The organism is Neptunicella marina, assembly GCF_014270035.1.
GTDB classification, from domain to species: Bacteria; Pseudomonadota; Gammaproteobacteria; order Enterobacterales; family Alteromonadaceae; genus Neptunicella; species Neptunicella marina.
Genome location: NZ_JACNEP010000015.1, coordinates 1 through 22,352, shown reverse-complemented (window position 1 = coordinate 22,352; position 22,352 = coordinate 1). Strand labels below are relative to the sequence as shown.

The 22,352-nt window shown below is 42.7% G+C and carries 23 protein-coding genes; 15 read left to right on the top strand and 8 right to left on the bottom strand.

Going from position 1 to position 22,352, the window contains the following annotated elements; translation table 11 throughout:
• Window positions 1–239: 239 nt before the first annotated feature.
• On the top strand, window positions 240–1,808 hold the full coding sequence (locus H8B19_RS15275; RefSeq protein ID WP_186507760.1) for an inorganic phosphate transporter: 1,569 nt from the start codon (window positions 240–242) through the stop codon (window positions 1,806–1,808).
• Window positions 1,809–1,890: 82 nt separating this feature from the next.
• Here H8B19_RS15275 and H8B19_RS15270 read toward each other — a convergent pair whose 3' ends face one another.
• Entirely contained in the window at window positions 1,891–3,171 is a 1,281-nt protein-coding gene (locus H8B19_RS15270; RefSeq protein ID WP_186507759.1) for an alkaline phosphatase family protein, read from the bottom strand.
• 195 nt (window positions 3,172–3,366) lie between these two features.
• Here H8B19_RS15270 and H8B19_RS15265 point away from each other — a divergent pair, with 195 nt between their 5' ends.
• From H8B19_RS15265 to H8B19_RS15220, 10 genes are all read left to right on the top strand, one after another.
• Window positions 3,367–5,298, top strand: coding sequence for a DNA repair helicase YoaA (locus H8B19_RS15265; protein ID WP_186507758.1), 1,932 nt, complete (start codon window positions 3,367–3,369; stop codon window positions 5,296–5,298).
• Window positions 5,298–5,990: a tRNA (adenosine(37)-N6)-threonylcarbamoyltransferase complex dimerization subunit type 1 TsaB gene (tsaB, locus tag H8B19_RS15260; protein ID WP_186507757.1), complete on the top strand. Its 693-nt coding sequence runs from the start codon at window positions 5,298–5,300 to the stop codon at window positions 5,988–5,990. Before H8B19_RS15265 ends, tsaB begins: the two co-directional genes overlap by 1 nt.
• A 141-nt stretch (window positions 5,991–6,131) precedes the next feature.
• Window positions 6,132–6,449 carry a hypothetical protein gene (locus tag H8B19_RS15255; protein ID WP_186507756.1) on the top strand — a complete coding sequence of 106 codons (318 nt, stop codon included), beginning with the start codon at window positions 6,132–6,134 and terminating at the stop codon, window positions 6,447–6,449.
• Between the two features lie 174 nt (window positions 6,450–6,623).
• On the top strand, window positions 6,624–7,301 hold the full coding sequence (locus tag H8B19_RS15250) for a Slp family lipoprotein (RefSeq protein ID WP_186507755.1): 678 nt from the start codon (window positions 6,624–6,626) through the stop codon (window positions 7,299–7,301).
• A 112-nt stretch (window positions 7,302–7,413) separates the two neighbouring features.
• On the top strand, window positions 7,414–8,253 hold the full coding sequence (locus H8B19_RS15245; protein ID WP_186507754.1) for an alpha/beta fold hydrolase: 840 nt from the start codon (window positions 7,414–7,416) through the stop codon (window positions 8,251–8,253).
• A 203-nt stretch (window positions 8,254–8,456) separates the two neighbouring features.
• Window positions 8,457–10,112, top strand: coding sequence for a long-chain-fatty-acid--CoA ligase FadD (gene fadD / locus H8B19_RS15240; protein WP_186507753.1), 1,656 nt, complete (start codon window positions 8,457–8,459; stop codon window positions 10,110–10,112).
• Between the two features lie 64 nt (window positions 10,113–10,176).
• Window positions 10,177–11,316, top strand: coding sequence for a ribonuclease D (gene rnd, locus H8B19_RS15235; RefSeq protein WP_186507752.1), 1,140 nt, complete (start codon window positions 10,177–10,179; stop codon window positions 11,314–11,316).
• A 27-nt stretch (window positions 11,317–11,343) separates the two neighbouring features.
• A complete protein-coding gene (locus tag H8B19_RS15230; protein ID WP_186507751.1) occupies window positions 11,344–11,628 on the top strand; it encodes a YcgL domain-containing protein in 285 nt (94 codons plus the stop codon).
• Window positions 11,625–12,590 (top strand): lytic murein transglycosylase, encoded by a 966-nt coding sequence (locus H8B19_RS15225; protein WP_186507750.1) that lies wholly within the window; start codon window positions 11,625–11,627, stop codon window positions 12,588–12,590. Before H8B19_RS15230 ends, H8B19_RS15225 begins: the two co-directional genes overlap by 4 nt.
• A 3-nt stretch (window positions 12,591–12,593) precedes the next feature.
• Window positions 12,594–13,088, top strand: coding sequence for a YcgN family cysteine cluster protein (locus H8B19_RS15220; protein ID WP_186507749.1), 495 nt, complete (start codon window positions 12,594–12,596; stop codon window positions 13,086–13,088).
• Between the two features lie 78 nt (window positions 13,089–13,166).
• On the opposite strand, the gene dsbB is transcribed toward H8B19_RS15220, so the two are convergent.
• The 3 genes from dsbB to H8B19_RS15205 all read right to left on the bottom strand — a co-directional run bounded on the left by dsbB (window position 13,167) and on the right by H8B19_RS15205 (window position 16,278).
• On the bottom strand, window positions 13,167–13,685 hold the full coding sequence (gene dsbB, locus H8B19_RS15215) for a disulfide bond formation protein DsbB (RefSeq protein WP_422121164.1): 519 nt from the start codon (window positions 13,683–13,685) through the stop codon (window positions 13,167–13,169).
• Between the two features lie 51 nt (window positions 13,686–13,736).
• Window positions 13,737–15,317: a sodium/proton antiporter NhaB gene (gene nhaB, locus H8B19_RS15210; protein WP_186507747.1), complete on the bottom strand. Its 1,581-nt coding sequence runs from the start codon at window positions 15,315–15,317 to the stop codon at window positions 13,737–13,739.
• 250 nt (window positions 15,318–15,567) lie between these two features.
• On the bottom strand, window positions 15,568–16,278 hold the full coding sequence (locus tag H8B19_RS15205; RefSeq protein WP_186507746.1) for a hypothetical protein: 711 nt from the start codon (window positions 16,276–16,278) through the stop codon (window positions 15,568–15,570).
• Window positions 16,279–16,460: 182 nt separating this feature from the next.
• On the opposite strand from H8B19_RS15205, the gene fadR reads away from it, so the two are divergent.
• Both fadR and H8B19_RS15195 read left to right on the top strand, forming a co-directional pair.
• Window positions 16,461–17,171 (top strand): fatty acid metabolism transcriptional regulator FadR, encoded by a 711-nt coding sequence (gene fadR / locus H8B19_RS15200; protein ID WP_186507745.1) that lies wholly within the window; start codon window positions 16,461–16,463, stop codon window positions 17,169–17,171.
• Between the two features lie 70 nt (window positions 17,172–17,241).
• The gene (locus H8B19_RS15195) at window positions 17,242–18,858 is read left to right on the top strand and encodes a GMC family oxidoreductase (protein WP_186507744.1); all 1,617 of its coding nucleotides are present in this window, start codon (window positions 17,242–17,244) and stop codon (window positions 18,856–18,858) included.
• A 67-nt stretch (window positions 18,859–18,925) separates the two neighbouring features.
• On the opposite strand, the gene H8B19_RS15190 is transcribed toward H8B19_RS15195, so the two are convergent.
• Window positions 18,926–19,507: a superoxide dismutase gene (locus H8B19_RS15190; RefSeq protein WP_186507743.1), complete on the bottom strand. Its 582-nt coding sequence runs from the start codon at window positions 19,505–19,507 to the stop codon at window positions 18,926–18,928.
• A 208-nt stretch (window positions 19,508–19,715) separates the two neighbouring features.
• Between H8B19_RS15190 and H8B19_RS15185 the strand changes: the two genes are divergently transcribed.
• The gene (locus tag H8B19_RS15185) at window positions 19,716–20,048 is read left to right on the top strand and encodes a Grx4 family monothiol glutaredoxin (RefSeq protein WP_186507742.1); all 333 of its coding nucleotides are present in this window, start codon (window positions 19,716–19,718) and stop codon (window positions 20,046–20,048) included.
• A gap of 69 nt (window positions 20,049–20,117) precedes the next feature.
• Here H8B19_RS15185 and bfr (H8B19_RS15180) read toward each other — a convergent pair whose 3' ends face one another.
• The 3 genes from bfr (H8B19_RS15180) to H8B19_RS15170 form a co-directional block, all read right to left on the bottom strand.
• Complete coding sequence (bfr, locus tag H8B19_RS15180; RefSeq protein WP_186507741.1) at window positions 20,118–20,585, bottom strand: bacterioferritin; 468 nt, start codon at window positions 20,583–20,585, stop codon at window positions 20,118–20,120.
• A gap of 13 nt (window positions 20,586–20,598) precedes the next feature.
• On the bottom strand, window positions 20,599–21,069 hold the full coding sequence (gene bfr, locus H8B19_RS15175; RefSeq protein ID WP_186507740.1) for a bacterioferritin: 471 nt from the start codon (window positions 21,067–21,069) through the stop codon (window positions 20,599–20,601).
• 153 nt (window positions 21,070–21,222) lie between these two features.
• On the bottom strand, window positions 21,223–21,417 hold the full coding sequence (locus tag H8B19_RS15170) for a bacterioferritin-associated ferredoxin (RefSeq protein WP_186507739.1): 195 nt from the start codon (window positions 21,415–21,417) through the stop codon (window positions 21,223–21,225).
• Window positions 21,418–21,664: 247 nt separating this feature from the next.
• Between H8B19_RS15170 and H8B19_RS15165 the strand changes: the two genes are divergently transcribed.
• Window positions 21,665–22,270 (top strand): peroxiredoxin, encoded by a 606-nt coding sequence (locus tag H8B19_RS15165; RefSeq protein ID WP_186507738.1) that lies wholly within the window; start codon window positions 21,665–21,667, stop codon window positions 22,268–22,270.
• Window positions 22,271–22,352 lie beyond the last annotated feature (82 nt).

Sequence of the window (22,352 nt, the reverse complement as noted above, 5' to 3'; positions counted from 1 at the left end):
TCGGGCAACGTTTGTGCGGCATTTCTACTGCTTCAGCACTCTTTTATGTAGAACAACTACACCACATTCGTGCTTCATTGTTTAAATACCGCGCAACTCGTTGCAAAAATATACCGCAAAGTTCAACACGCTCTAAAATCGACCTGAAAACGGTCACATTTTTGTAACAAATGGATGAAATTATAGCCGTTGCGCTATTAACAAAATGACTGCTGTCATCACTAAAAGATATTTCATCCATGTCGCACAATTCTCACTCCAATTTTAATCGTTTTTTCTTTGCACTGATTACCTTGTTTACCAGTTACTTTCTTTACTGGGCGCTGGAATATACCCACTACAACCACGTTTTGTTACTGATTCTGGCCACCTTGTTTGGTGTGTTTATGGCCTTTAATATTGGTGGTAATGACGTAGCCAATTCCTTTGGTACCAGTGTGGGAGCAGGCACGTTAACCATCAAACAAGCACTGTTGGTCGCTGCTATTTTCGAAGTTAGTGGTGCCGTTATTGCTGGTGGCGAGGTCACCAAAACCATACGCAAGGGCATAGTGGACTTATCACACATGGATCTCGATCCGATGCTATTTGTCTACATTATGATGTCTGCGCTGCTGGCGGCGGCTGTCTGGCTGCTGATTGCGACAAAAAAAGGTTGGCCGGTGTCCACCACCCATTCCATTGTTGGTGGAATCGTAGGCAGTTCAATGGCACTGGGCATTCATGCAAATGGTGTTGAGGCGGCCCTGAGTCTGGTTAAATGGGATCAAATAGGCCTGATTGCCATTTCCTGGGTATTGTCACCTTTGTTGGGCGGCATGGTTGCTTATTTGTTGTACTCGCAAATTAAACGTCACGTTCTTAAATATAATGATGCAGCACAAGCGGCGCTGCGCGATATCAAATCACGTAAAAAACGCCATAAGGAAGAACATAAGCGGGCTTTTGAACGCTTAACGGATATCCAGCAAATTGCCTATACCGGGGCTATGGCCCGGGATGCTCATGTGATCACCGATGATGATTTTAATCCTGATGAATTGGAATCTGATTATTACCGGGAGCTAATAAAAATTGAGCAACATAAACATAATGTTAATGCGACTCATGCGCTGGAAAACTGGGTTCCTATATTTGCTGCAATGGGCGGTATGTTGATTTCCGGTATGCTGTTGTTTAAAGGCCTTAAACATATGGAGCTGGGATTAAGCACGCTGCATAACTATCTGATCATGGGCATGATCGGTGCTGTTATCTGGATGGCAACGTTTATTTTTGCAAAAACCTTAAAAGGTAAGGATCTTTCACGCTCGACATTTTTAATGTTTAGCTGGATGCAGGTCTTCACTGCTGCCGGGTTTGCCTTTAGCCATGGTTCAAATGACATTGCCAATGCTATCGGTCCTTTTGTGGCTATTCTGGATGTACTGCGCAACGATGCAATTAGCGATAAAGTTGCTGTTCCCAGTATTGCTATGATGACGTTTGGTGTGGCACTTATCGTCGGTCTTTGGTTTATTGGTAAGGAAGTCATACAAACCGTTGGGCATAATTTAACAAAAATGCATCCCTCGTCAGGCTTTTCCGCAGAACTGGCTGCGGCGACCGTTGTGATGGTTGCGACTATGTTAGGGCTACCGGTGTCGAGTACACATATTCTTATCGGAGCAGTGCTGGGAGTCGGCATGGTAAATCAGCAGACTAACTGGTCGCTAATGAAACCCATTGGTTTGGCATGGATAATTACCCTGCCTGCGGCCGGATTGTTATCTGCTTTGGTGTTTAATGTGATGGTCAATATTTTTTAGAGCAGTAAGTTAATCCTTATAGATAAGAATGCCGCTTTTAAGCGGCATTCTTATTCGTGTTAAAACAGCGTTGGAGGTGGTTTTAGTTATTTGAGTCAGGCAGGTTTTTTAAAATAGGTTTTAATACCTTTAGTTTTCCATCTGTTTTGGCTGGTAAAGGTAAGCCCAGAATAGCCATCATAGCGGGGAAAACATGGATATTATCGAATGTGTCAATAGTTATTCCTGATTTGAAATTAGGGCCGTTAGCAATAAACAATGCTTGCATGTTGGGCGTTTTTACCGGGTCAAACCCGTGTGCGCCATTATCTTTGTCAGGTTGTTGTTGTGTGTTGATTTTTTTACGTAGATCCCATCCGGGAAAATACGCTGGGGGATTGGCATCAAGCACAATATCGGCAATACGTGCGTTGTCATTGTAGTGCAGATAATCGGGAAACTCTCCTTTTAAGTACACTGAATAACGGCCGTCACTAATATCGCGTAATTGCTGTCCGTATTGACGCAGCTCCTGCTGACTTTTATTCCGTTTATTATATAAAAACAGTTGTGTGTGTCTGTCTACTACCCGGTAATTATTAATGCCCGGCATCGTCTGCCAGTTAATTTGTGAGCTTGCTTGTATGGCTTGCATGCCGTGATCTGATACAACTATCAGGTTCACAGGGATGTGTAGCTGGTCGATACGCTGCTTTAAATCGCCTATGTAAGCATCAACCATGGACACAGCCTCTGCCACTTCAGGAGAATCCGGTCCATAGTTGTGTCCTGCGGTATCCACTTTTGAAAAGTAACTGGCAATAAAAACAGGACGTTTATCCACTGGCATTTGTAACCACTTAATAATTTGATCGATGCGTTGCTGATATGGTGTCGATTTGTTGTAGTGATAAAAGTAATGAGGTTGTACGCCATCTAATTCAGCATCAGATTCAGGCCAGAAGAAAGTTGCAGTGATTAATCCTTTTTGTTCGGCCAAAGTCCAGATGGGCAGAGCTTGCATCCATTGGGGCTGTTTTGCCGCTTTACCCATGGTGTAAATATCATCAAGTTTTTGATCGTAGAATTCATTGTGAACCAGTCCGTGATGCGCCGGATATTGGCCGGTAACCAGAGTGATATGGTTGGGAAAGGTTACCGATGGGTAACTGGGGCGCATGCTTCGTGCCCGTACTCCCTGTTTAGCCAACAGTTGAAGATTGGGAGCCTGATATTTATCCAGATAGTCGTAACGAAAGCCATCAATGGAAATCAGTACAATCGGGTTGGAAGGAACGGCTGCTAACGCAGGGGGTAATTGAAAAAAACAGGATGTCATGCCAGTGAGAAAAAAGACCATGACGTGTTTTATTTTTATATTCATCTATAAACTGCTCATTGGTTCAAAATGGTAATTAGATAATAAAAATATGACGAAATATACTGAAGTAAACATATTCTTGCTTGCACGTTATTGTCGCAGCCAATCGTTGGCAAAATCGTGTTAATATGCGCTCCAAGTTCATTTATACCAATTATTATCAGTCAGGTTTAATGCAGTTTCTAAAGGGCTATCCCTATGCCCACAATTAAACAACTCTTTGCTAAAAATGGTTTGCTGTCAGAAGCAATAGACGGTTTTGCTCCTCGTCAGGCGCAAACAGATATGGCCGTGGCAGTGGAAAAATCGATTAAACAAAAATCTGCACTGGTTGTTGAGGCAGGTACCGGTACTGGAAAAACCTTCGCTTATCTTGTACCTGCGCTTAACAGTAATAAAAAAACCATTATTTCCACCGGGACTAAAAACCTGCAGGAGCAATTGTTTCACCGGGACTTACCTGTCGTGAGAAAAGCGCTGGGTAGTTATAAAAAGGTGGCGTTGCTTAAAGGCCGGGTAAATTATCTTTGCATTCATCGCCTTAATCAGCACGGTAGTCACAGTAACCTGATGGATAAAGACACATTGGCACAACTGGGGGAGGTCAAAGACTGGTCACTCACTACCAAATCGGGGGATATGGGGGAGCTAACCCGTATTCCGGAAGATGCCAAGGTTTTACCATTTGTAACCTCTACCGTAGACAATTGTCTGGGGAAAGAATGCCCCGCCTACGAAGATTGTTATATGGTACAAGCGCGTGCTAAAGCGCTGGCCGCAGATTTAGTGGTGGTTAACCATCATTTATTCTTCGCTGATATGGCGTTAAAAGATACCGGCTTTGGAGAGCTTATCCCGGATGCGGATTTAATTGTATTTGATGAAGCCCATCAGATACCCGATATTGCCAGCCAGTACTTCGGCGATACCTTATCCACACGTCAAATTCATGACATGTGTCGTGATACCGAGATTGTTTATCGTACGGTTCTGAAAGATGCCCAGCAGCTGTCTAAAATGGCAGACAAACTCAAAGCAGTAAGTGCTGATTTGAGGATCATCTACCCGGAACAAGCGCAAAAAGGTAACTGGAGAGAAGAGCTGGCGCGCGATGAAGTGCTTGCTCAGATAGCGCGAGTGGAAGATGCGCTACAACAATTTTATGACGTGGTAAAACTGCACCTTGGCAGAGATAAGGATCTGGATTCGATACTTGAACGGTGTATTCAGATAAAGGCGACATTAAAAATTTTAACTGATACTGAACGCAAGGGAGTCAGCCTTTGGTATGAAACCACTCATCGCCATTTGGTGATCAATTTAACCCCATTGAGTATAGCTAAAAAGTTTGCCGAATTTATGGCTGAACCCAAACGTGGCTGGGTGTTTACCTCTGCTACTCTGATGGTTGATGGTGGATTTAATCATTTCACCCGTCGAATGGGACTCAATACTGCTGATACCTTATTGGTAGGCAGTCCCTTTGATTATCCCAGACAGGCAATGTTGTGCGTGCCACGTTTTTTACCTGAACCCAGTGACAGACGAATGAAGGACGTGTTATTTGATATTGCACTTAAACTGATTCAGTCAAGTCGTGGGCGTTGTTTTTTGTTATTTACCAGCCACGCCATGTTGCGACAGCTGGCGGCGATGCTGGAAGACAAAATTGATAATCCAATTCTGGTGCAGGGTTCAACCAGTAAACGGGCATTGCTTAATCAATATTTATCATCTGATAATGCGGTGTTACTTGGAACGGGGGCGTTTTGGGAAGGGGTTGATGTCAGAGGCAGTGACCTGACCTGTGTAATGATAGATAAAATTCCGTTTGCGTCACCGGACGATCCGCTGCTACAAGCCCGGATTGATGATTGTCGAAAAGCCGGAGGTAATCCCTTCGGCCAGATTCAGATTCCGCAGGCCGTCATTGCATTGAAACAAGGTGCAGGACGGTTGATCAGGGATTCACAGGATAAAGGTGTATTAGTGATATGCGATAATCGACTGGTTACCCGTGATTATGGCAAAATATTTGTGAGTAGTTTGCCACCCATGCGTCGTACTCGTACGTTAAGTCATGCCCTCGACTTTTTAGAGGCAATTCATCAGCAGGATTCAACACATTAATGAATGTTTTAATTATTGATACCGCCACAGAAGCCTGTTCAGTAGCTTTGGCCGGTGTGAATCATATCTTTCATCGATTTGAAATTTGTCCACAGCAGCACAGTCAGCGTATTTTACCTATGGTAGATGAGGTTCTGGCTGAGGCGGGTCTGACATTGCAAAATATCGATTATTTGGCATTTGGGCGCGGACCTGGCAGTTTTACCGGTGTACGTATCGCCACCGGGATTATTCAGGGACTGGCATTAGGCGCCGATTTGCCCGTTGTAGGTATTTCTACATTGCAAGCCATGGCACAGCAGGTTTATGAACAATATTCACTGCAAAAGGTTATTAGTGCTACAGATGCACGCATGAATGAAGTGTATATTGGCGCCTATGCTGCAAAAAACGGCATTATGTTACCTGTTAACGATGAGCAGGTTTTAGCGCCTCAGGATGCGAACCAGCTAATTATAAACGTCGCAAATAAGGACACTGCTGGAGCTGGTACTGGCTGGCAAGCTTATGCTGAACTTGATACAGGCAAAAATATTCAGTTAATTGATTCGGTGTTGTACCCCAATGCCAGATATATGGCGGCACTAGCAAAATACGCTATTTCCAGCGGTGAATTTAGTGCAGTTGAAGATGTGGAGCCGGTTTATCTGCGTGATAAAGTAACCTGGAAAAAGCTGCCTGGCCGCGAGTAACATAAGGTGATCCATTTTAGAATGGAATAAATTTTGCAGAGTTTCGCGTTTGTAGTGCATTATTTGGTATTTGAATGTCAATCTGCTGCACTACCATTAGCAGTAAATGAACGTTGCCATTATTGTTGTTTGGATTAGTTGATGGAAATTGAGTCTTCTATTATCGCGTCACAAAATGCCCTTGGCATTAACCCGTCGGTCAGGGAACCGCAACGGGATGCTGACGCACGCCAGCAACAACAGCAACGTGCTGTTACTGAACATCCAAAAACACAGGTTGTCATTCGCCAGGGTAATAGTGAAGCCTTTAAACAAGCCGACAATTATCGCGAACAAAAAGCAATATATGATCAACCTGACTCCCGTGGCAGGAATGCCATTCAAGCCTATCAAAGCCTACAACGCCAGTCGCAACGAGAAGGTATTCACAATAGTCTGGGGGTCGATACTTACGTGTGATCACAGGTATTAACCTGAATGTCAATTTATATCATCTATTGAGTACTTTACCCGGCGTTTTTGATTTCAATTTGTTACTGCTTTTTTACTGTTTTCTGAGGTGAAATTCAGTTATGGTTCAGACACCTATCGCCATTATTAATAATGTGCAGATTGAAATGTTACGAGGAATTTATGTTTAAGAAATTAACGGTTTTAGCAGGTGTTGTATTGTTAAGTGCCTGTGCTTCGGTACCGGACAGTCTTAAAGTGCCTGAAGGACAGCAATTGGTTACCTATACACAAGTGATGTCTAATCCTCAAATCAATATTGGAAAACAGGCTCGGTGGGGTGGAACCATTGCCAGAATTGATAATAAGGCTGATGTAACCGTTGTTGAAGTGCTGTCACAGTCTTTAAAATCAAGTACGCGACCCGTTTCATCTGATGATAGTCCGGGGCGTTTCAGGGTTTATGTTAAAAGCTTTTTAGATCCCATGGTGTATCAGACCGGGCGTGATATTACCTTTGTTGGACAAGTCATTGGTACCGAAAATGGCAAAGTCGGGGAACATAAATATACCTACCCTACACTGCAGGCCAGTGGTTATCACATGTGGCAGGTTCAGAAAAATGTCAACGTAACCAGTTTTTCATATGGCATGGGGTATTGGAATCGTTGGTACGGATGGGGATATGGTGGATTTTACCCTTATCACAGTCGCGTCGTTATTCGTAGCAATGATAATCCAGGTGTTAGCTCAAACAACAGTAACCGGGTCAGACGCAGTATTTCAGTTGATAAGTCAGGTTCGCATCTGAGAGATGTACCTAAAAAAGTTTTAAGAACCAGAGAGCCAAGAATGCAATAAATCTCTGACGTGTATTTTTCTGAAAAGGCGGCTATTTATTGCCGCTTTTTTTATGTCATCATTGCCGCGTTGTTGATTATTGGGCAATAATTTGCCGCTTCCGGGAGGAAAAATGCAGTCTGTAGAATATCAATTGAATCATCTGAAGTTGACTGGATTACGCTTTGGGGCACAGGGTAAGCCCCTTATACTTGCCCTTCATGGTTGGCTGGATAACGCAGCGAGCTTCATTCCACTCGCAGCTCATTTCCCTGATTATCAGTTTGTTGCGATTGATATGGCAGGACATGGTGAAAGCCAGCATCGCAGTCTTGACGCGCATTATCATCTGGTTGACTGGGTACAGGATTTACATGAACTCATCTGCCTGAATGACTGGCAGGATATAATCTTATTGGGACACTCGCTTGGGGGGATTGTCGGTAGTTTGTACAGCGCCACTTTTCCGGAAAAAGTGCAAAAGCTTATTTTACTCGAATCCTTTGGGCCATTAACTGAGCCAGAAGAAACCAGTGTGGCACAACTTAGAAAATCGGTAGATAGCCGAATCGCGATCCAACATAAAACAGCTAAACATCCTGAGACATTGCGTCAGGCTGTGCAGGCTCGCAAAGTCGCGGGTGACTTATCGGTTGATTCTGCGCGGTTACTGGTTAGCCGCAACCTTGCTGAAATTGATGGTAAGTTACAATGGCGCACAGACAGACGTTTGCGAACGATTTCATCGCTAAGACAAACCGAAGCGCAGGCACAAAGCTTTTTACAGGCCATTGAGTGCCCTGTACTGGCAGTGTTAGGACAAGAAGGATTTGAAAAGCTCAAACTTAATCTGCAAAAGCGTCAGTCATGGGTAAAAAAACTGACGATTGCACAAACACCGGGAGGGCATCATTTACATATGGATTATCCATTTCCGGTTGCGCAAAAAATAATCGACTTCTTAAGTGTTTAGGCCTGTTCCACTCAGTTTCCCGCTAAAATCTCGCAACTTAGTGCAATTTAAGCGAAATTTTGTAATAAATCTGGTTAGACCACATTTATCTTTGCCGATGGGTTAGATAAGATACGCAGTTAATATTATGTTTACAAAATTGACACACGTTGTTTGTCTTTCCCTATTAATAAGAATTAAAAAATACCCGTTCAGGAGGCCAAGTGGAAAAAATCTGGCTAAACAGTTATTCCCCATCCGTTCCCCACGAAATCGATGCTGATTGTGTTGCATCTTTGGTAGATGTGCTTGAGCAGAGTGTGGTTGATTACGGTGAAAATATCGCTTTTACCAACATGGGAAAATCGATCACCTTTAATCAGCTGGATGAATTAAGTCGCTCTGTTGCTGCATATTTGCAAAATAGTGGCCTTAAACAAGGGGATGCAGTGGCGGTTATGATGCCAAACTTGTTGCAAAATCCTGTGTCGATTTTTGGTATTTTGCGTGCAGGCATGACAGTGGTTAACGTAAATCCTTTGTATACAGCCCGTGAATTAAAACATCAGCTGGTGGATTCTGACGCTAAAGCCATCATTATTGTTGAGAATTTTGCTCATACACTGGCCGAAATAATTGATGAAACCGGGATTAAGCAGGTTGTTACCACACAATTAGGCGATATGCTGGGTGCTCCAAAATCGCTGGTGGTTAATTTAGTCGTTAAATATATAAAGAAGTTGGTGCCCGCATTTTCGTTACCTCACCGGACTCGGTTCAATGATATGTTGTCATTGGGGCGCGCGCATAGTTATCAGCGCCCGCAATTAAAAGGTGATGATATTGCCTTTTTGCAATATACAGGGGGAACGACGGGTGTGTCTAAAGGCGCTATGCTCACTCACCGCAATCTCATTGCCAATCTTGAGCAGGTGTCAGCGATTTTGGGACCATTTCTTGAGCGTGGTAAGGAAATTATCGTCACCGCATTGCCGCTATACCATATCTTTGCTTTAACAGCGAACTGCCTGACTTTTGTTAAATTTGGTTGTCAAAATTTACTGATTACCAATCCGCGCGATATGACTGGCTTTGTTAAGGAGCTGGGCAAATATCCATTTACTGCAATAACCGGCGTCAATACATTATTTAACGGGCTGTTAAATACGCCCGGATTTTCTGACCTCGATTTCTCAAATTATAAATTTGCGTTAGGTGGGGGGATGGCTGTACAGCGCAGTGTTGCCGAAAAATGGGAAAAAGTTACCGGGCATGTGCTGCTCGAAGGTTATGGGCTAACCGAATGTTCACCACTGGTAACAGTTAATCCTCCTTCTGTTAATAAATATAATGCTTCAATCGGTTTACCTGCGCCTTCTACTGATATCAAACTGGTTGATGAACAGGGTCATGAAGTCCCACTGGGACAAACCGGTGAAATGCACGTAAAAGGTCCTCAGGTTATGCTGGGGTATTTAAACCGTCCGGAAGCGACCGCTGAAATTTTGAATGATGGCTGGTTGGCGACAGGCGACATTGCCAAATGTGATGAACAGGGTTTCTTCTATATTGTTGATCGTAAAAAGGATATGATTCTGGTATCCGGCTTTAATGTTTTCCCAAATGAAATCGAAGACGTTGTGGCAATGATGGACGGTGTTTTGGAAGTCGCAGCTATAGGGATGCCAAATGAAAGTTCTGGCGAAGTTGTTAAGCTGTATGTTGTCCGAAAAGATCCATCACTCAGCGAGAAACAGATTATTAGCCATTGCCGTGAATATCTGACTGGGTATAAAGTACCCAAAGTGATTGAATTCAGAGATGAATTACCCAAATCGAATGTTGGAAAAATTTTACGCCGCGAACTTAGAGATAAATAAAATTATTTTTAAGTATAGCGATGTAAAAGCCGGCAATTGCCGGCTTTTTATTTGGAAGTGAGTTTTGTACGAGTATTTAACAACTAATTCAGAGGTGGCTGAGTTTTGTCATCAGGCATCTGGCAGGGAAGCGATAGCGGTTGATACCGAGTTTGTTCGTACCCGCACTTTATATCCTCAAATAGGCTTGATTCAGATTTATGATGGTCAGCGACTGGTATTGATTGATCCTGTACAGGGGTCTGATTTATCTCCGCTTGCCACATTGTTGACTGATCAAAACGTAGTAAAAATACTGCATTCCTGTTCTGAAGACCTGGAAACCTTTCAAACTGCGTTGGGGGTAATGCCCGAGCCGGTATTTGACAGTCAGTTTGCTGCCAGTATTTGCGAAATTGGCACCATGCTTGGTTATGCCAAACTGGTTGAAATGCGCTTAGATGTGGTGCTGGATAAGGGGGAGTCACGCACTGACTGGTTAGCTCGCCCCTTAACTGAACAGCAACTCGATTATGCGGCGAATGATGTACTGTATTTATTCCAGTTATATCCTGCGTTGAAACAAGAAGTCGCAGCGCGTGGACGCCTTGACTGGGTTTATGATGAAATTCGGCAGTTGGCTGCAAAGAAAAAAGCTGATCTACCAGCAGACTTTGCCTATGTAACGATTAAAAATGCCTGGCAATTAAATCGTCGTCAGTTAAACATCCTGAAGTATCTGGCTAAATGGCGTCTTGAATTTGCGCGACAAAAAAACATGGCTCTGAACTTTGTTGTTAAAGAAGTTAATTTGTTAAGTATTGCCAAGCGACAGCCCCAAAGTAAAGGTGATTTGTATACGATTAGTGGTTTGTCGCCACAGGAAATAAGGCGTTACCATCAAAATATTATCGAGGCAGTACAACAAGCGACTAAAGTGGATGAGGCCCTCTATCCTGAAAAAGTTGAACGATTAACCGATTTTGCTGACTATAAATCACTGAGTAATTTAATCAGGCAGCGTTGTGCTGATACGGCGGAAAGAGTGGGTATACCAGTGGAAGTGCTGGGCTCTAAAAAACAGATAAATCAATTACTTCAGTGGTTATGGTATCAACAGGATGAAACACGTTTAAAGGGCTTAATGCCTGATTTGGTTACTGGCTGGCGAGGAGAACTGTTAAAAGCTGAGCTTGAGCCTTTGCTAAGTGCTAAAATGGCCTGATATTTATGGTTAAATTGAGTTTTTCTAATGTTATGTGCCGTTTATAAAAGTAGTAAAAAAGCGGAAACCTACCTGTTTGTAAATAAAAGAGATGATTTTTCTGACGTGCCTGACAGTCTATTACAAACTTTTGGTAAACCTTTGTTTGTTATGATGTTATTGTTAAAACCATCAAGAAAAATGGCAATAAGTGACCCGCACGCAGTTAAACTTGCACTTGAGCAGCAGGGGTTTTATTTGCAATTGCCTCCTCCAACAGAAAACCTACTTGAGCAACACAGAATCAAAAATCAAGGAAATAATCCATTATGAAAAAACTGATTGCCCTGACAACGATGTTGTTTTGTTGTATAGCGCAAGCAAAGCCCAATTTTGATGACTATGTAACTGAGCTAAAACAGGAAGCACTGGAAAAAGGTTTTAGTCAGCAAGTAGTCGATATGGCATTTGCTGATGTTAAGTTTCACCAACGTTCAGTTAAAGCCGATAAAAACCAGCCAGAATTTAAACTAACGCTCGATCGCTACCTGAAATCCAGACTGCCAGACTGGAAAGTCAAAAAGGCGATTAAATTATACAAAGAGAATCAACAGGTGCTGGATGACGTCGCTGCCAAATATGGCGTTCAGGCGCGGTTTATTGTTGCCCTGTGGGGAAATGAAAGTAACTTCGGCACCTATATGGGGAAATTCCCGGTAATTTCTGCATTGACGACTATGGCCTATGAAGGCCGTCGGGAAGCCATGTTTAAAAAACAGCTTTTTGCTGCGATTAAAATTCTTGATGAAGGACATATTGATAAAGATGATTTCCTGGGTTCATGGGCTGGCGCTATGGGGCAGAGTCAGTTTATGCCTACCTCATTTTTAGCTTATGCGCAGGATTTTGATGGTGACGGTAAAAAGAATATCTGGCAAAACAAAGCGGATGTATTTGCTTCAATCGCAAATTATCTCAAGCAAGTTGGCTGGAACAACTCCCAAACGTGGGGGAGGCAGGTTGTTATTCCTGAAGGCTTTGATTTGAATCTTAGCGGACTAAATAAGTCCAAGATGAAATCATTACTGCAATGGCAGGAATTAGGCGTGCGTCGATACGACGGCAGTGATCTGCCAGTGCGTGATATGCAGGCCAGCTTAATAATGCCTGATGATGAACATGGACGTATATATCTGGTTTATAACAATTTCCATTCACTGATGAACTGGAATCGTTCCACCTATTTTGGCAGCGCAGTCGGTATTCTGGCAGACAAGATTAAAGCGGGTATTTGATCCATGAGTGATAAGCCATTCTGGCAGGAAAAATCTCTGGAGCAGATGACGGATGCTGAATGGGAGTCATTATGTGATGGGTGTGGAAAATGTTGCCTGCATAAATTTATTGATGATGAAGAAGGCGACATGCAACCCACTGATGTGGTGTTTAAAGGTGAGCGTGTCCATTTTACCAATATTGTATGTGACCTGTTAAACACCAGGACCTGCAGTTGTACTCAGTATCAGAAACGTACCGAACTGGTACCAGACTGTGTAAAATTAACCAAAGCTAACCTTAAAGATATTTTCTTTATGCCTCCAAGTTGCACATACAGGCGCTTGCAGGAGGGCAGAGGGTTGCCGGGTTGGCACCCTTTATTAAACCGGGATAAGAAAGCTGCTATGCACAAAGCTGGTATGTCAGTCAGAGGGAAAACCATTTATGAGTCACAAGTGGATATCGATGACTTTGAAGATTACATCGCGCTATGGCCATTAAGCGATCTTGATTAGATATTTATGTTAGAAAACAAAAAGCCAGCGAATTGCTGGCTTTTTAGATCTTGTTTTATTCTGAATTAAGCAGCGAAATTAGATTTTTCGCAATAACGCCAGACGTAAAATCACTACAGCGGCCATAACCGCACTATACGCGACAAACAGAATTAACATCCACTGCGGCATGCTTAAGTCCATAAAACGCCAGTCAATGTCTCCACAGTCACCTGTTGCGGCAAAAACTTGTGGGATCCACTCATGTAATGGTGCCCAACTTGGAAAATTAGGCACAATTTCGCAGGTGGCAAAAAATGGGTTGCTGGCGGTTTGAATATCAACATGTTCATAGGCAATCAGCGCCCCCCAAACCGAACTTACGCCCCAACCAAGCAATGCGATCAATCGGAAAATCAACATTTGGCTAAGAAATATACCCACCAGCGAACTAAATAAAATACCAAATACTGCGGTTCGCTGGTAAATGCACATAATGCAGGGCTGTAAATCCAGCACATACTGAAAATACAGCGCAGCCAGTTCTAAGCCTAAAGCTGATATAAAAAGTAGTTTCCAGGCACCTGAATATTCAGGCGAGTTTGCGATATTTCTTATCATTATTGTTTCCGCAATAAATTTTCTTATTTCCCATGTAGCCTTGCTCTCTTAGTGAGTAAGAGGCGCACCTACATCACCAGGGTTGTGGTGATTAATTAAATGCATTTGGTACAACCAATCGGTTAAATCATGCAGGCCGAAATAGGTACATAACAATCCAACCACGGTTAATACGATAGTATAAGGCAGTGCCATGTAAACCATCTTTCCATAAGACAAGCGAAGCAGGGGGGCTAGCGCAGAGGTCAGCAGGAACAGGAATGCGGCCTGACCATTTGGTGTTGCAACACTCGGTAAGTTAGTACCTGTGTTAATGGCTACAGCAAGCATATCGAACTGATCGCGGGTAATTTCACCTTTGGCCAGAGCGGATGCAACTTCGTTAATGTAAACGGAACCAACAAAAACGTTGTCACTTACCATAGATAACAAGCCGTTAGCGATATAAAACATAACGAGCTGAGTCTTACCTTCATAGGTGAGTACCCAATTAATGACAGGGGTAAATAACCCTTGATCAATGATTACGGATACAACAGCAAAAAAGACACATAATAAAGCGGTAAAAGGCAGCGCTTCTTCGAATGCTGCGCCTAATTTATGTTCATCAACAATACCGCAGAATGAGGTGGCTAATACGATAATTGATAGTCCAATCAGGCCTACAGCGGCCAGATGCAGCGCCAGTCCAACAATTAACCAAATGGCAATAAGTGCCTGGCACGCCAGTTTAACGTTATCCTGACGAGTGCGTTTGTTATCCAGTTCGGCAGCATAATCGGTAAGAATATTCCGCACGCTGTCGGGCAATTTTGCACCATATTCAAATAATTTAAGCTTTTCCAGCAGGAAGGTTGTTAACAAACCTGCGAAAAATACCGGAACGGTAATAGGTGACATACGCATAAAGAACTCAACAAAATTCCAGTGGGCGCGATCAGCTATAATCAGATTCTGTGGTTCACCGACCATTGTCATAACGCCACCCAGCGCAGTACCCACCGACGCGTGCATCATAAGATTACGTAAAAAGGCACGGAAAGAATCAAGGTCTTCACGGTTCACATGGTTAACATGATCATCATGTGTATGGTCGTGATCGTGGTGATATTCCTTACCTGACGCTACTTTGTGATAAATACTGTAAAAGCCGGTAGCAACCGCGATGATGACTGCAACTACCGTGAGCGCATCCAGAAATGCCGATAAAAATGCGGCTGAAAAAGTAAAGGCCAGTGAAAGTATGACTTTACTGCGTAAACGGATCAGAAGTTTTGTAAACAGGTAAAGCAGTAAATCTTTCATAAAGAAGATACCTGCAACCATAAATACCAGCAAAAGCACCACTTCAATATTGGCGACTATTTCGGTTTTGATATGACCCGGCGACGTCATACCAACAGCAACCGCTTCCATCACCAGCAGACCACCGGGTTGCAAAGGATAACACTTCAGTGCCATTGCCAGCGTAAAGATAAATTCCAGTACCAGAGCCCAGCCTGCCATATAGGGGTTAACTTGAAACAGTATGGGATTAATGACTAAACAGGCGATGATGAATTTTTTGTACCAGTCAGGCGAGTGTCCAAGAAAATTCCTGAAAAGGGCCGTAGCTGCAGATTGCTGCATGAATGCGCATCCTTATTTATGCTGATTTAACAGAGTATGTTGTAAAAGCTCACGAGCAAAAAATCAAGAAAAATTGAATAGTTATGCTTGTTTTTGCCTTACAGGTTCCATCAGTTTAATAGTAGATGATGATAATTTCACCACCAGCCATTGTTAGCAGAATTGCTGATTTCAATCAGACCTAATGTGACCTTGTTCGGCCTGATAGAAATTACAAATTTGAGCTAAATTGCCACATCAGTGCTGATTTTTAATTGCTGGGCAAATTGATTAGGTGACGCTCTTTCTGGAAAGAAGGCAGACGTTTTTGCAGTGATTTTGTTAGTTCTGGCAGCAAAGGAGCGTATTTTTTATTGATAATGTGAATTAACTTAACCGTTTTTAAAGGAAGTTGGTTAAACTCATCTTGCAACACCTGATAGTTATTTTTGGGTGTAACAAAAATCGCATATTTAATCCGTTTGGCTCTTAGCATGTTGAGTGTGCTTTGCATGTTTTCGTTAAAATGTAGCTGGGCTTTGATGTTATAGCCTTGCAGTAAGTAGCTATTACCCATATTGGTTTCAATATCGAGTGCCGGATTTTCAAGAATCGTTAAGTCGCACAGCTCGCCCGGGAGACATAACAATTGAATTTGTGCGAAACCCAGTTGCGGTTCTACTTCCACAATGTTTTCAAAAGAAGCAATGCTCTCGGGAACCCTTATCACGTCAGCATCGGTTAATCCTTTTTCCAGTTGAATCAGACCACGCATAGCAGGGATTGGCCTTAGTTCTATGTCTATATGTAAATCCTGCTGGTAGACCTGGGTGAATAATTCGAGATAGGGTTTGATGGATGGATGGTCGACGTAGGTTACCAGCAACTTTTGTGGGCGCTCAAATGTCGAGGGTAACTCTGCTGATTCTACCTGACTAAGGTTCGGTAACAGTAGTAATATTAAAAAGATAAACCCTTTCATTTTCATAGCCTTAGATTGGAAAAACGGAAGCGCAACGATATTTATTAAGACATATATAGCTAATATGAATCATTTAACACCAGAATTACTTTAATAAACTGTAAACATAAATTGTTCCTTGTAAAATTCATCTGGTACAATCAGTTAACTAAAAGAACAAGAATCGCAATTGGTTACCTTTTATGATCTATAAAGCGCAAAGTCCTGCAGGTTTCGCTGAAGAATATATTGTTGAGTCTATCTGGAGTGGCAGGTTTCCTCCTGGCACCATCTTACCCGCAGAGCGCGAGCTGTCAGAATTAATAGGTGTCACACGCACAACATTACGTGAAGTATTGCAGCGTTTAGCCCGGGATGGCTGGTTAACTATTCAACATGGTAAACCGACTAAAGTGAATAACTTCTGGGAAACGTCCAGCCTTAATATTTTGGAAACCCTGGCACGTTTAGACGAAGAAGGCATTCCTGAGTTAGTAGACAATCTGTTGGCTGCCCGTACGTCGGTCAGCGCCATATTTATTCGTGGTGCGATCAAAAACAATCCAGAGAAAGTGCGCGAAATTCTAAGTGGATATGAGCAGGTTGAAGATGATGGTCAGGCGTTTGCTGACTATGACTACCAGGTTAACCATGATATCGCCATGGCGTCAGGTAACTATATTTATGTATTGTTGATGAATGGGTTTAAACGCCTGTATTCACGTATTGGTGGTTATTATTTTTCACATCAGGCTGCACGCGACCTGAGTCGAAAATATTACCAGCAATTATGTGAATTGGCGCAAAACGCTAATTTTGAAGCTGTTCCTGTTCTCGTGCGTGATTATGGCAAAGAAAGCGGTGATATCTGGAATAGCGTGCGTGAAAACATGCCTAAAGGTTTGGTTGATTAAACCTAATAAAACAACCGTGATACGCTACCCAATGTGTTTTTCGGTTCACATCTAAATACGGAGATAGGGAATGTCTTCGTTTATAAATTCTTCCTACGATTTTATTGTTATTGGTGGTGGCTCTGCCGGAGCCGTAATTGCCAGTCGCTTGTCTGAAGTTTCCCATTATCAGGTTTTGTTAATTGAAGCGGGAAAAGCTGATTCAAATCCTTTTATCCATATTCCGTTTGGTCTGGCTGCACTGGCCAGAATTAAATCACTTAACTGGAATTATCAGACCTCACAAGAGTCCCACTTAGCTAACCGTCAGTTATATTGGCCCAGAGGTAAAGTATTGGGCGGCAGCAGCAGTGTTAATGCCATGTGTTATATCCGTGGTGATGCCAGCGATTATGATGAATGGGAAAACGCAGGCGCGTCAGGCTGGAACTGGCAATCAGTGTTGCCTTATTTTCTTAAGGCTGAAGGACATACTTCCAGGTTTGACTCATTTCACAGCAATCAGGGACCGTTGAAAGTCACTCAGTTAACCGACCCTGATCCGCTATCTGATGCCTTTATTCAAGCGGCCAATAAACATGGGTTGGCGACAAACCATGACTTTAATGCTGAATTCCGGGATGGCGTCGGTATTTACGATGTTACCCAAACTAATGGCCAGCGCTGTTCTGCTGCCAAAGCCTATCTGGATACAGCCAAACACCGACCTAACTTAACTGTGTTGTGCGATGTACAAGTCGAGAAACTGCACATTCAGGATAATCATGTTTCTGGTGTTTATATCACGTTAAACAAACAACAAACGCTTATTCGAAGCACCAAAGAAGTGGTGCTGTGTGCAGGTGCGATTAATACACCTCAGCTTTTAATGTTGTCTGGAATTGGTGACGAGCAACAGCTGTGTAAACACAATATTGCGCCGACAGTAATCAAACCGGGTGTCGGAAAAAATTTGCAGGATCACTTAGATATTATGGTGCAAAGCCGACATTCAAGTTCACAGGGTTACGGCATTAGTTTGAGTGGTATAGGGCAGTTGATTCGCCAAAGCTGGCGTTATTATCGATCCAGAAGGGGCATGTTAACCAGTAATGTGGCTGAGGCAGGGGGATTTTGTAAAAGTGATAAACGGCAAACAAAAGCCGATTTACAATTTCATTTTATTCCTGCGATTTTGCGAGATCACGGCAGACAACTTGCCTTTGGTCACGGTGCCAGCCTGCACGTGTGCCATTTGTATCCAAAAAGTCGTGGTGAGATTCAATTACAATCTTCCAGTATTGAATCAGCACCGATAATTAAAGCTAATTATCTGGCTGAACCGGATGACCTCAACGTTTTAATTAACGCGTTAAAACTAGCCCGGCAAATTATGCAGACCATGAATTATACGATAAAAGGTGCGGTTGAAATTGAGCCAGGCAATGAACGCATAAGCGACCAGGAATTAGAGAGTTATATTCGGCTCAATGCACAAACTATTTATCATCCCGTCGGAACCTGCAAAATGGGGCATGACAATGATGAAATGGCTGTGGTTGATGCAAGACTAAAATGTATTGGTATCAAAGGACTGCGGATTGCCGATGCGTCGGTTATGCCAAGCATTGTAGGTGGGAATACCAACGCACCGGTTATTATGATTGCCGAGCGTGCGGCTGATTTTATTAAGCATGACTGGCGTTAGATGAGGTGTGTTGTATTATCCCAACAAAAAAGCCCCGCTAAGCGGGGCTTTTTAACTCAGAAATCGATTAAGCGAAGTTTTTCGCTGCGAAATCCCAGTTGATCAGGGCCCAGAAACCTTTCAGGTATTCAGGGCGCACGTTACGGTAATCGATGTAGTAAGCGTGTTCCCACAAATCAACCGTCATTAGTGGTGTTACGCCAGCTTCGGTAATAGGCGTACCGGCGTTGCTGGTGTTAACGATATCTAAGTCGCCAGAAGCGGTTTTTACTAACCAGGTCCAGCTTGAACCAAAGTTGTTAACTGCTTTGTCGTTAAATGCTTCCTGGAACGCTTCGAAAGAGCCCCATTTTGCATTGATTGCGTCAGCTAATGCGCCAGTTGGAGCGCCACCGCCGTTCGGGCTTAAGCTGTTCCAGTAAAAAGTGTGGTTCCAGATTTGAGCTGCGTTGTTGAAAATACCACCTTCTGAGCTGCGAACGATATCTTCCAGAGATTTGCTTTCTAAGTCGGTGCCGGCAATTAAACCATTTAACTTAGTCACGTAAGTTGCGTGGTGCTTACCGTGGTGAAATTCCAGCGTTTCTGCAGAAATATGAGGTTCCAGTGCATCTTTAGCATAAGGCAATGCTGGTAATTCAAAAGCCATGTTCATTCTCCGTTTTAGTTGAAAGTGTGTGTTGAACAGACAGATCCTAGTCGGTTATGCATTGAAGTAAAAGCGAAAAATCAGATTTAAACAAAGTATTTGCTATATCTAATAACGTCGATTTCAGTTCGTTGCTATTGGGTATCTGCTCATATAAAGGTAAAATGGTATCCAATTACTCATTATCAAGTGTTAAAGGCCGAATTTAATGGAAACGATTGAAAAAATTAAACAGCAGATCAGCGAAAATCCGATTCTGCTTTATATGAAAGGTTCACCTAAATTACCCAGCTGTGGTTTCTCAGCCCAGGCTAGTCAGGCGTTGATGTCATGTGGTGAGCAATTTGCCTATGTCGATATTTTACAAAACCCTGACATCCGCGCTGAACTGCCAGCCTATGCAGACTGGCCAACCTTCCCGCAATTATGGGTGGAAGGTGAGTTAGTGGGTGGTTGTGACATCATTTTAGAAATGTTCCAACAGGGCGAATTACAGCCTCTTATCAAAGAAACAGCAGCTAAATTTGCTAAAGACGAATAAGTTAAAATTATTCTGAATACAAAAAAGCCTGACGATGTCAGGCTTTTTTTATTGTCTGTTGTTCAATACTTATAATTGCGACTGCAGATAATTAGCCAGCCCGGTTAGTTTGATTAAACCTAACTGCTGCTCCAACCAATGCGCATGATCACGCTCGGTATCATCTAACAATGTTTCCAGCATTTCACGGGTCACATAGTCCTGACTTTTTTCACACTCCTGAATCGCGGCTTTTAATGCATCACCGACCTCTTGCTCCAGCAACAAGTCATTTTCCAGCATTTCTGGCACGGTTTTACCGATACGAACTGCACTGCGACTGCTCATATCTGGTGTGCCTTCCAGCATTAAAATACGTTCGATAAGTAATGATGCATGACCTTTTTCATCATCAAACTCGTGTGCGATGCGTTCATGTAGCTTATTTAAACCCCAGTCCTCATACATTTTTGCATGAATGAAGTACTGATCCATTGCTGCTAATTCTGCGCCCAGCAACGTATTCATGTGATCGATAATCGATTGTTGACCTTTCATCGCGTTGCTCCGGTTAATCGTTGACCATAGATTGAAGGTAATTTTCTGAACCAAGTTGATCCCATAAATGCAGCTGGGTTTCCAGCCAGTCTATGTAATCTTCTTCCTGGGTGAGTATCTCGTCCAGAATTTCGCGGGATACAAAGTCACCTTGTTGTTCACAAGCTTGAATGGCTTGTTTGCTAACTTGCAGATGTTCCAGTTGTAATTTCATGTCGCACTGCAATATTTCCTGTACATCTTCACCAATATGCAGTTTGCCAAGTTGTTGCAGGTTAGGGATGCCACCTAACATCAGAATACGTTCAATCAACTTGTCAGATTGCTTCATATCAAGAATCGATTTTTTGTATTCCTTTTCATTCAGGCCTTTCAGTCCCCAGTTTTTACACATACGGGCATGCAGAAAGTACTGATTAATAGAGGTTAATTCGCAGGTTAACACTTTGGCTAAGTGTTCCAGCGCTAATTTATCACCACGCATAACAAGTCCTTACGGAACAGTAGAGTGGGCTAACTTTAGTGTTTTTGCTGGGGGATTACAAGAAAATCAAATAAAAAACCTAATAAAAACAATGGGATATGAATGTTAAGCATTCTCATTATTAATACAGTTTTTAGTGCGAAAGCGTGCTGTTTAACACACTTCCTTAAACAAAGATTCATCGATAATGGTGTTATCAATGATACTTTGTGCCATTTGCACACAGGTACCACACTGGCCACCGACACCCAAATGTTTACGCAGTTCGCGCAGGGAGCCGACTCCCTCTTCGCGCACTGCTTGTTTGATCTGCTTGTCAGTAATGGCGTAACAAAGACAAACGTACATTCAACATAACCTCTAACTAAAACTGCAAATGATAATAATTGCCATTTAACTAAAAGCCAAGTTTTATTTTCAAAAAGTGTGTTTTTTACGGTAAATACATGCATAACTTTGTAAGTGATTAACATTTAAATAAATTCTGTCAACGGCTTGGTTTTTAAGCTTTCGACCCTATAATCCTTTGTGAGTGATTCAGTCACATATGGTCACGCAATAAATATTTACTATAAATTAATCTGAGGAACATAATATGAGTGTTTTGGTTGGTCGTCCGGCTCCGGATTTTACAGCAGCAGCAGTACTGGGAAGTGGTGAAATTGTTGACAGCTTTACCTTAAGTGAAGCAATTAAAGGTAAACCTGCCGTTGTATTTTTCTATCCACTGGATTTCACCTTTGTTTGTCCTTCAGAGCTGATCGCTTTTGATAAGCGTTATGCTGAATTCCAAAAACGTGGCGTTGAAGTAATCGGTGTATCTATCGATTCTCAGTTCACCCACAACGCATGGCGTAACACTGCCATCAACGACGGTGGTATTGGTCAGGTTCAGTATACTTTGGTTGCTGATACTAAACACGAAATTTGCCAGGCGTATGACGTTGAGCATCCAGACGCAGGTGTTGCTTTCCGTGGTTCTTTCTTAATTGATGCAAACGGTGTTGTTCGTCATCAGGTTGTTAACGATCTGCCTTTAGGTCGTAACGTTGATGAAATGATTCGTATGGTTGATGCATTAGCATTCCACGAAGAGCATGGTGAAGTATGTCCTGCTGGTTGGCAGGAAGGTGATAAAGGTATGAGCGCAAACCCTGAAGGTGTTGCTGCCTACTTATCTGCAAACAGCGATAAGCTTTAAGTTCTTGTGTCGTCCTGAAATAGGTTGACGGTTTTTCAAAGGCCAGTAGATTTTCTACTGGCTTTTTTCATTGTGCACTTGA

Excerpts from the sequence above, each read along its gene's own strand:
- H8B19_RS15195 (WP_186507744.1), top strand. The coding sequence starts at position 17,242 with ATGTCTTCGTTTATAAATTCTTCCTACGATTTTATTGTTATTGGTGGT.
- H8B19_RS15250 (WP_186507755.1), top strand. The coding sequence starts at position 6,624 with ATGTTTAAGAAATTAACGGTTTTAGCAGGTGTTGTATTGTTAAGTGCC.
- H8B19_RS15245 (WP_186507754.1), top strand. The coding sequence starts at position 7,414 with ATGCAGTCTGTAGAATATCAATTGAATCATCTGAAGTTGACTGGATTA.
- bfr (WP_186507740.1), bottom strand. The coding sequence starts at position 21,069 with ATGCGTGGTGATAAATTAGCGCTGGAACACTTAGCCAAAGTGTTAACC.
- tsaB (WP_186507757.1), top strand. The coding sequence starts at position 5,298 with ATGAATGTTTTAATTATTGATACCGCCACAGAAGCCTGTTCAGTAGCT.
- nhaB (WP_186507747.1), bottom strand. The coding sequence starts at position 15,317 with ATGCAGCAATCTGCAGCTACGGCCCTTTTCAGGAATTTTCTTGGACAC.
- H8B19_RS15275 (WP_186507760.1), top strand. The coding sequence starts at position 240 with ATGTCGCACAATTCTCACTCCAATTTTAATCGTTTTTTCTTTGCACTG.
- H8B19_RS15265 (WP_186507758.1), top strand. The coding sequence starts at position 3,367 with ATGCCCACAATTAAACAACTCTTTGCTAAAAATGGTTTGCTGTCAGAA.
- H8B19_RS15230 (WP_186507751.1), top strand. The coding sequence starts at position 11,344 with ATGTTATGTGCCGTTTATAAAAGTAGTAAAAAAGCGGAAACCTACCTG.
- H8B19_RS15190 (WP_186507743.1), bottom strand. The coding sequence starts at position 19,507 with ATGGCTTTTGAATTACCAGCATTGCCTTATGCTAAAGATGCACTGGAA.
- fadR (WP_186507745.1), top strand. The coding sequence starts at position 16,461 with ATGATCTATAAAGCGCAAAGTCCTGCAGGTTTCGCTGAAGAATATATT.
- H8B19_RS15270 (WP_186507759.1), bottom strand. The coding sequence starts at position 3,171 with ATGAATATAAAAATAAAACACGTCATGGTCTTTTTTCTCACTGGCATG.
- H8B19_RS15225 (WP_186507750.1), top strand. The coding sequence starts at position 11,625 with ATGAAAAAACTGATTGCCCTGACAACGATGTTGTTTTGTTGTATAGCG.
- bfr (WP_186507741.1), bottom strand. The coding sequence starts at position 20,585 with ATGAAAGGTCAACAATCGATTATCGATCACATGAATACGTTGCTGGGC.
- H8B19_RS15255 (WP_186507756.1), top strand. The coding sequence starts at position 6,132 with ATGGAAATTGAGTCTTCTATTATCGCGTCACAAAATGCCCTTGGCATT.
- H8B19_RS15170 (WP_186507739.1), bottom strand. The coding sequence starts at position 21,417 with ATGTACGTTTGTCTTTGTTACGCCATTACTGACAAGCAGATCAAACAA.
- H8B19_RS15185 (WP_186507742.1), top strand. The coding sequence starts at position 19,716 with ATGGAAACGATTGAAAAAATTAAACAGCAGATCAGCGAAAATCCGATT.
- H8B19_RS15220 (WP_186507749.1), top strand. The coding sequence starts at position 12,594 with ATGAGTGATAAGCCATTCTGGCAGGAAAAATCTCTGGAGCAGATGACG.
- H8B19_RS15205 (WP_186507746.1), bottom strand. The coding sequence starts at position 16,278 with ATGAAAGGGTTTATCTTTTTAATATTACTACTGTTACCGAACCTTAGT.
- H8B19_RS15165 (WP_186507738.1), top strand. The coding sequence starts at position 21,665 with ATGAGTGTTTTGGTTGGTCGTCCGGCTCCGGATTTTACAGCAGCAGCA.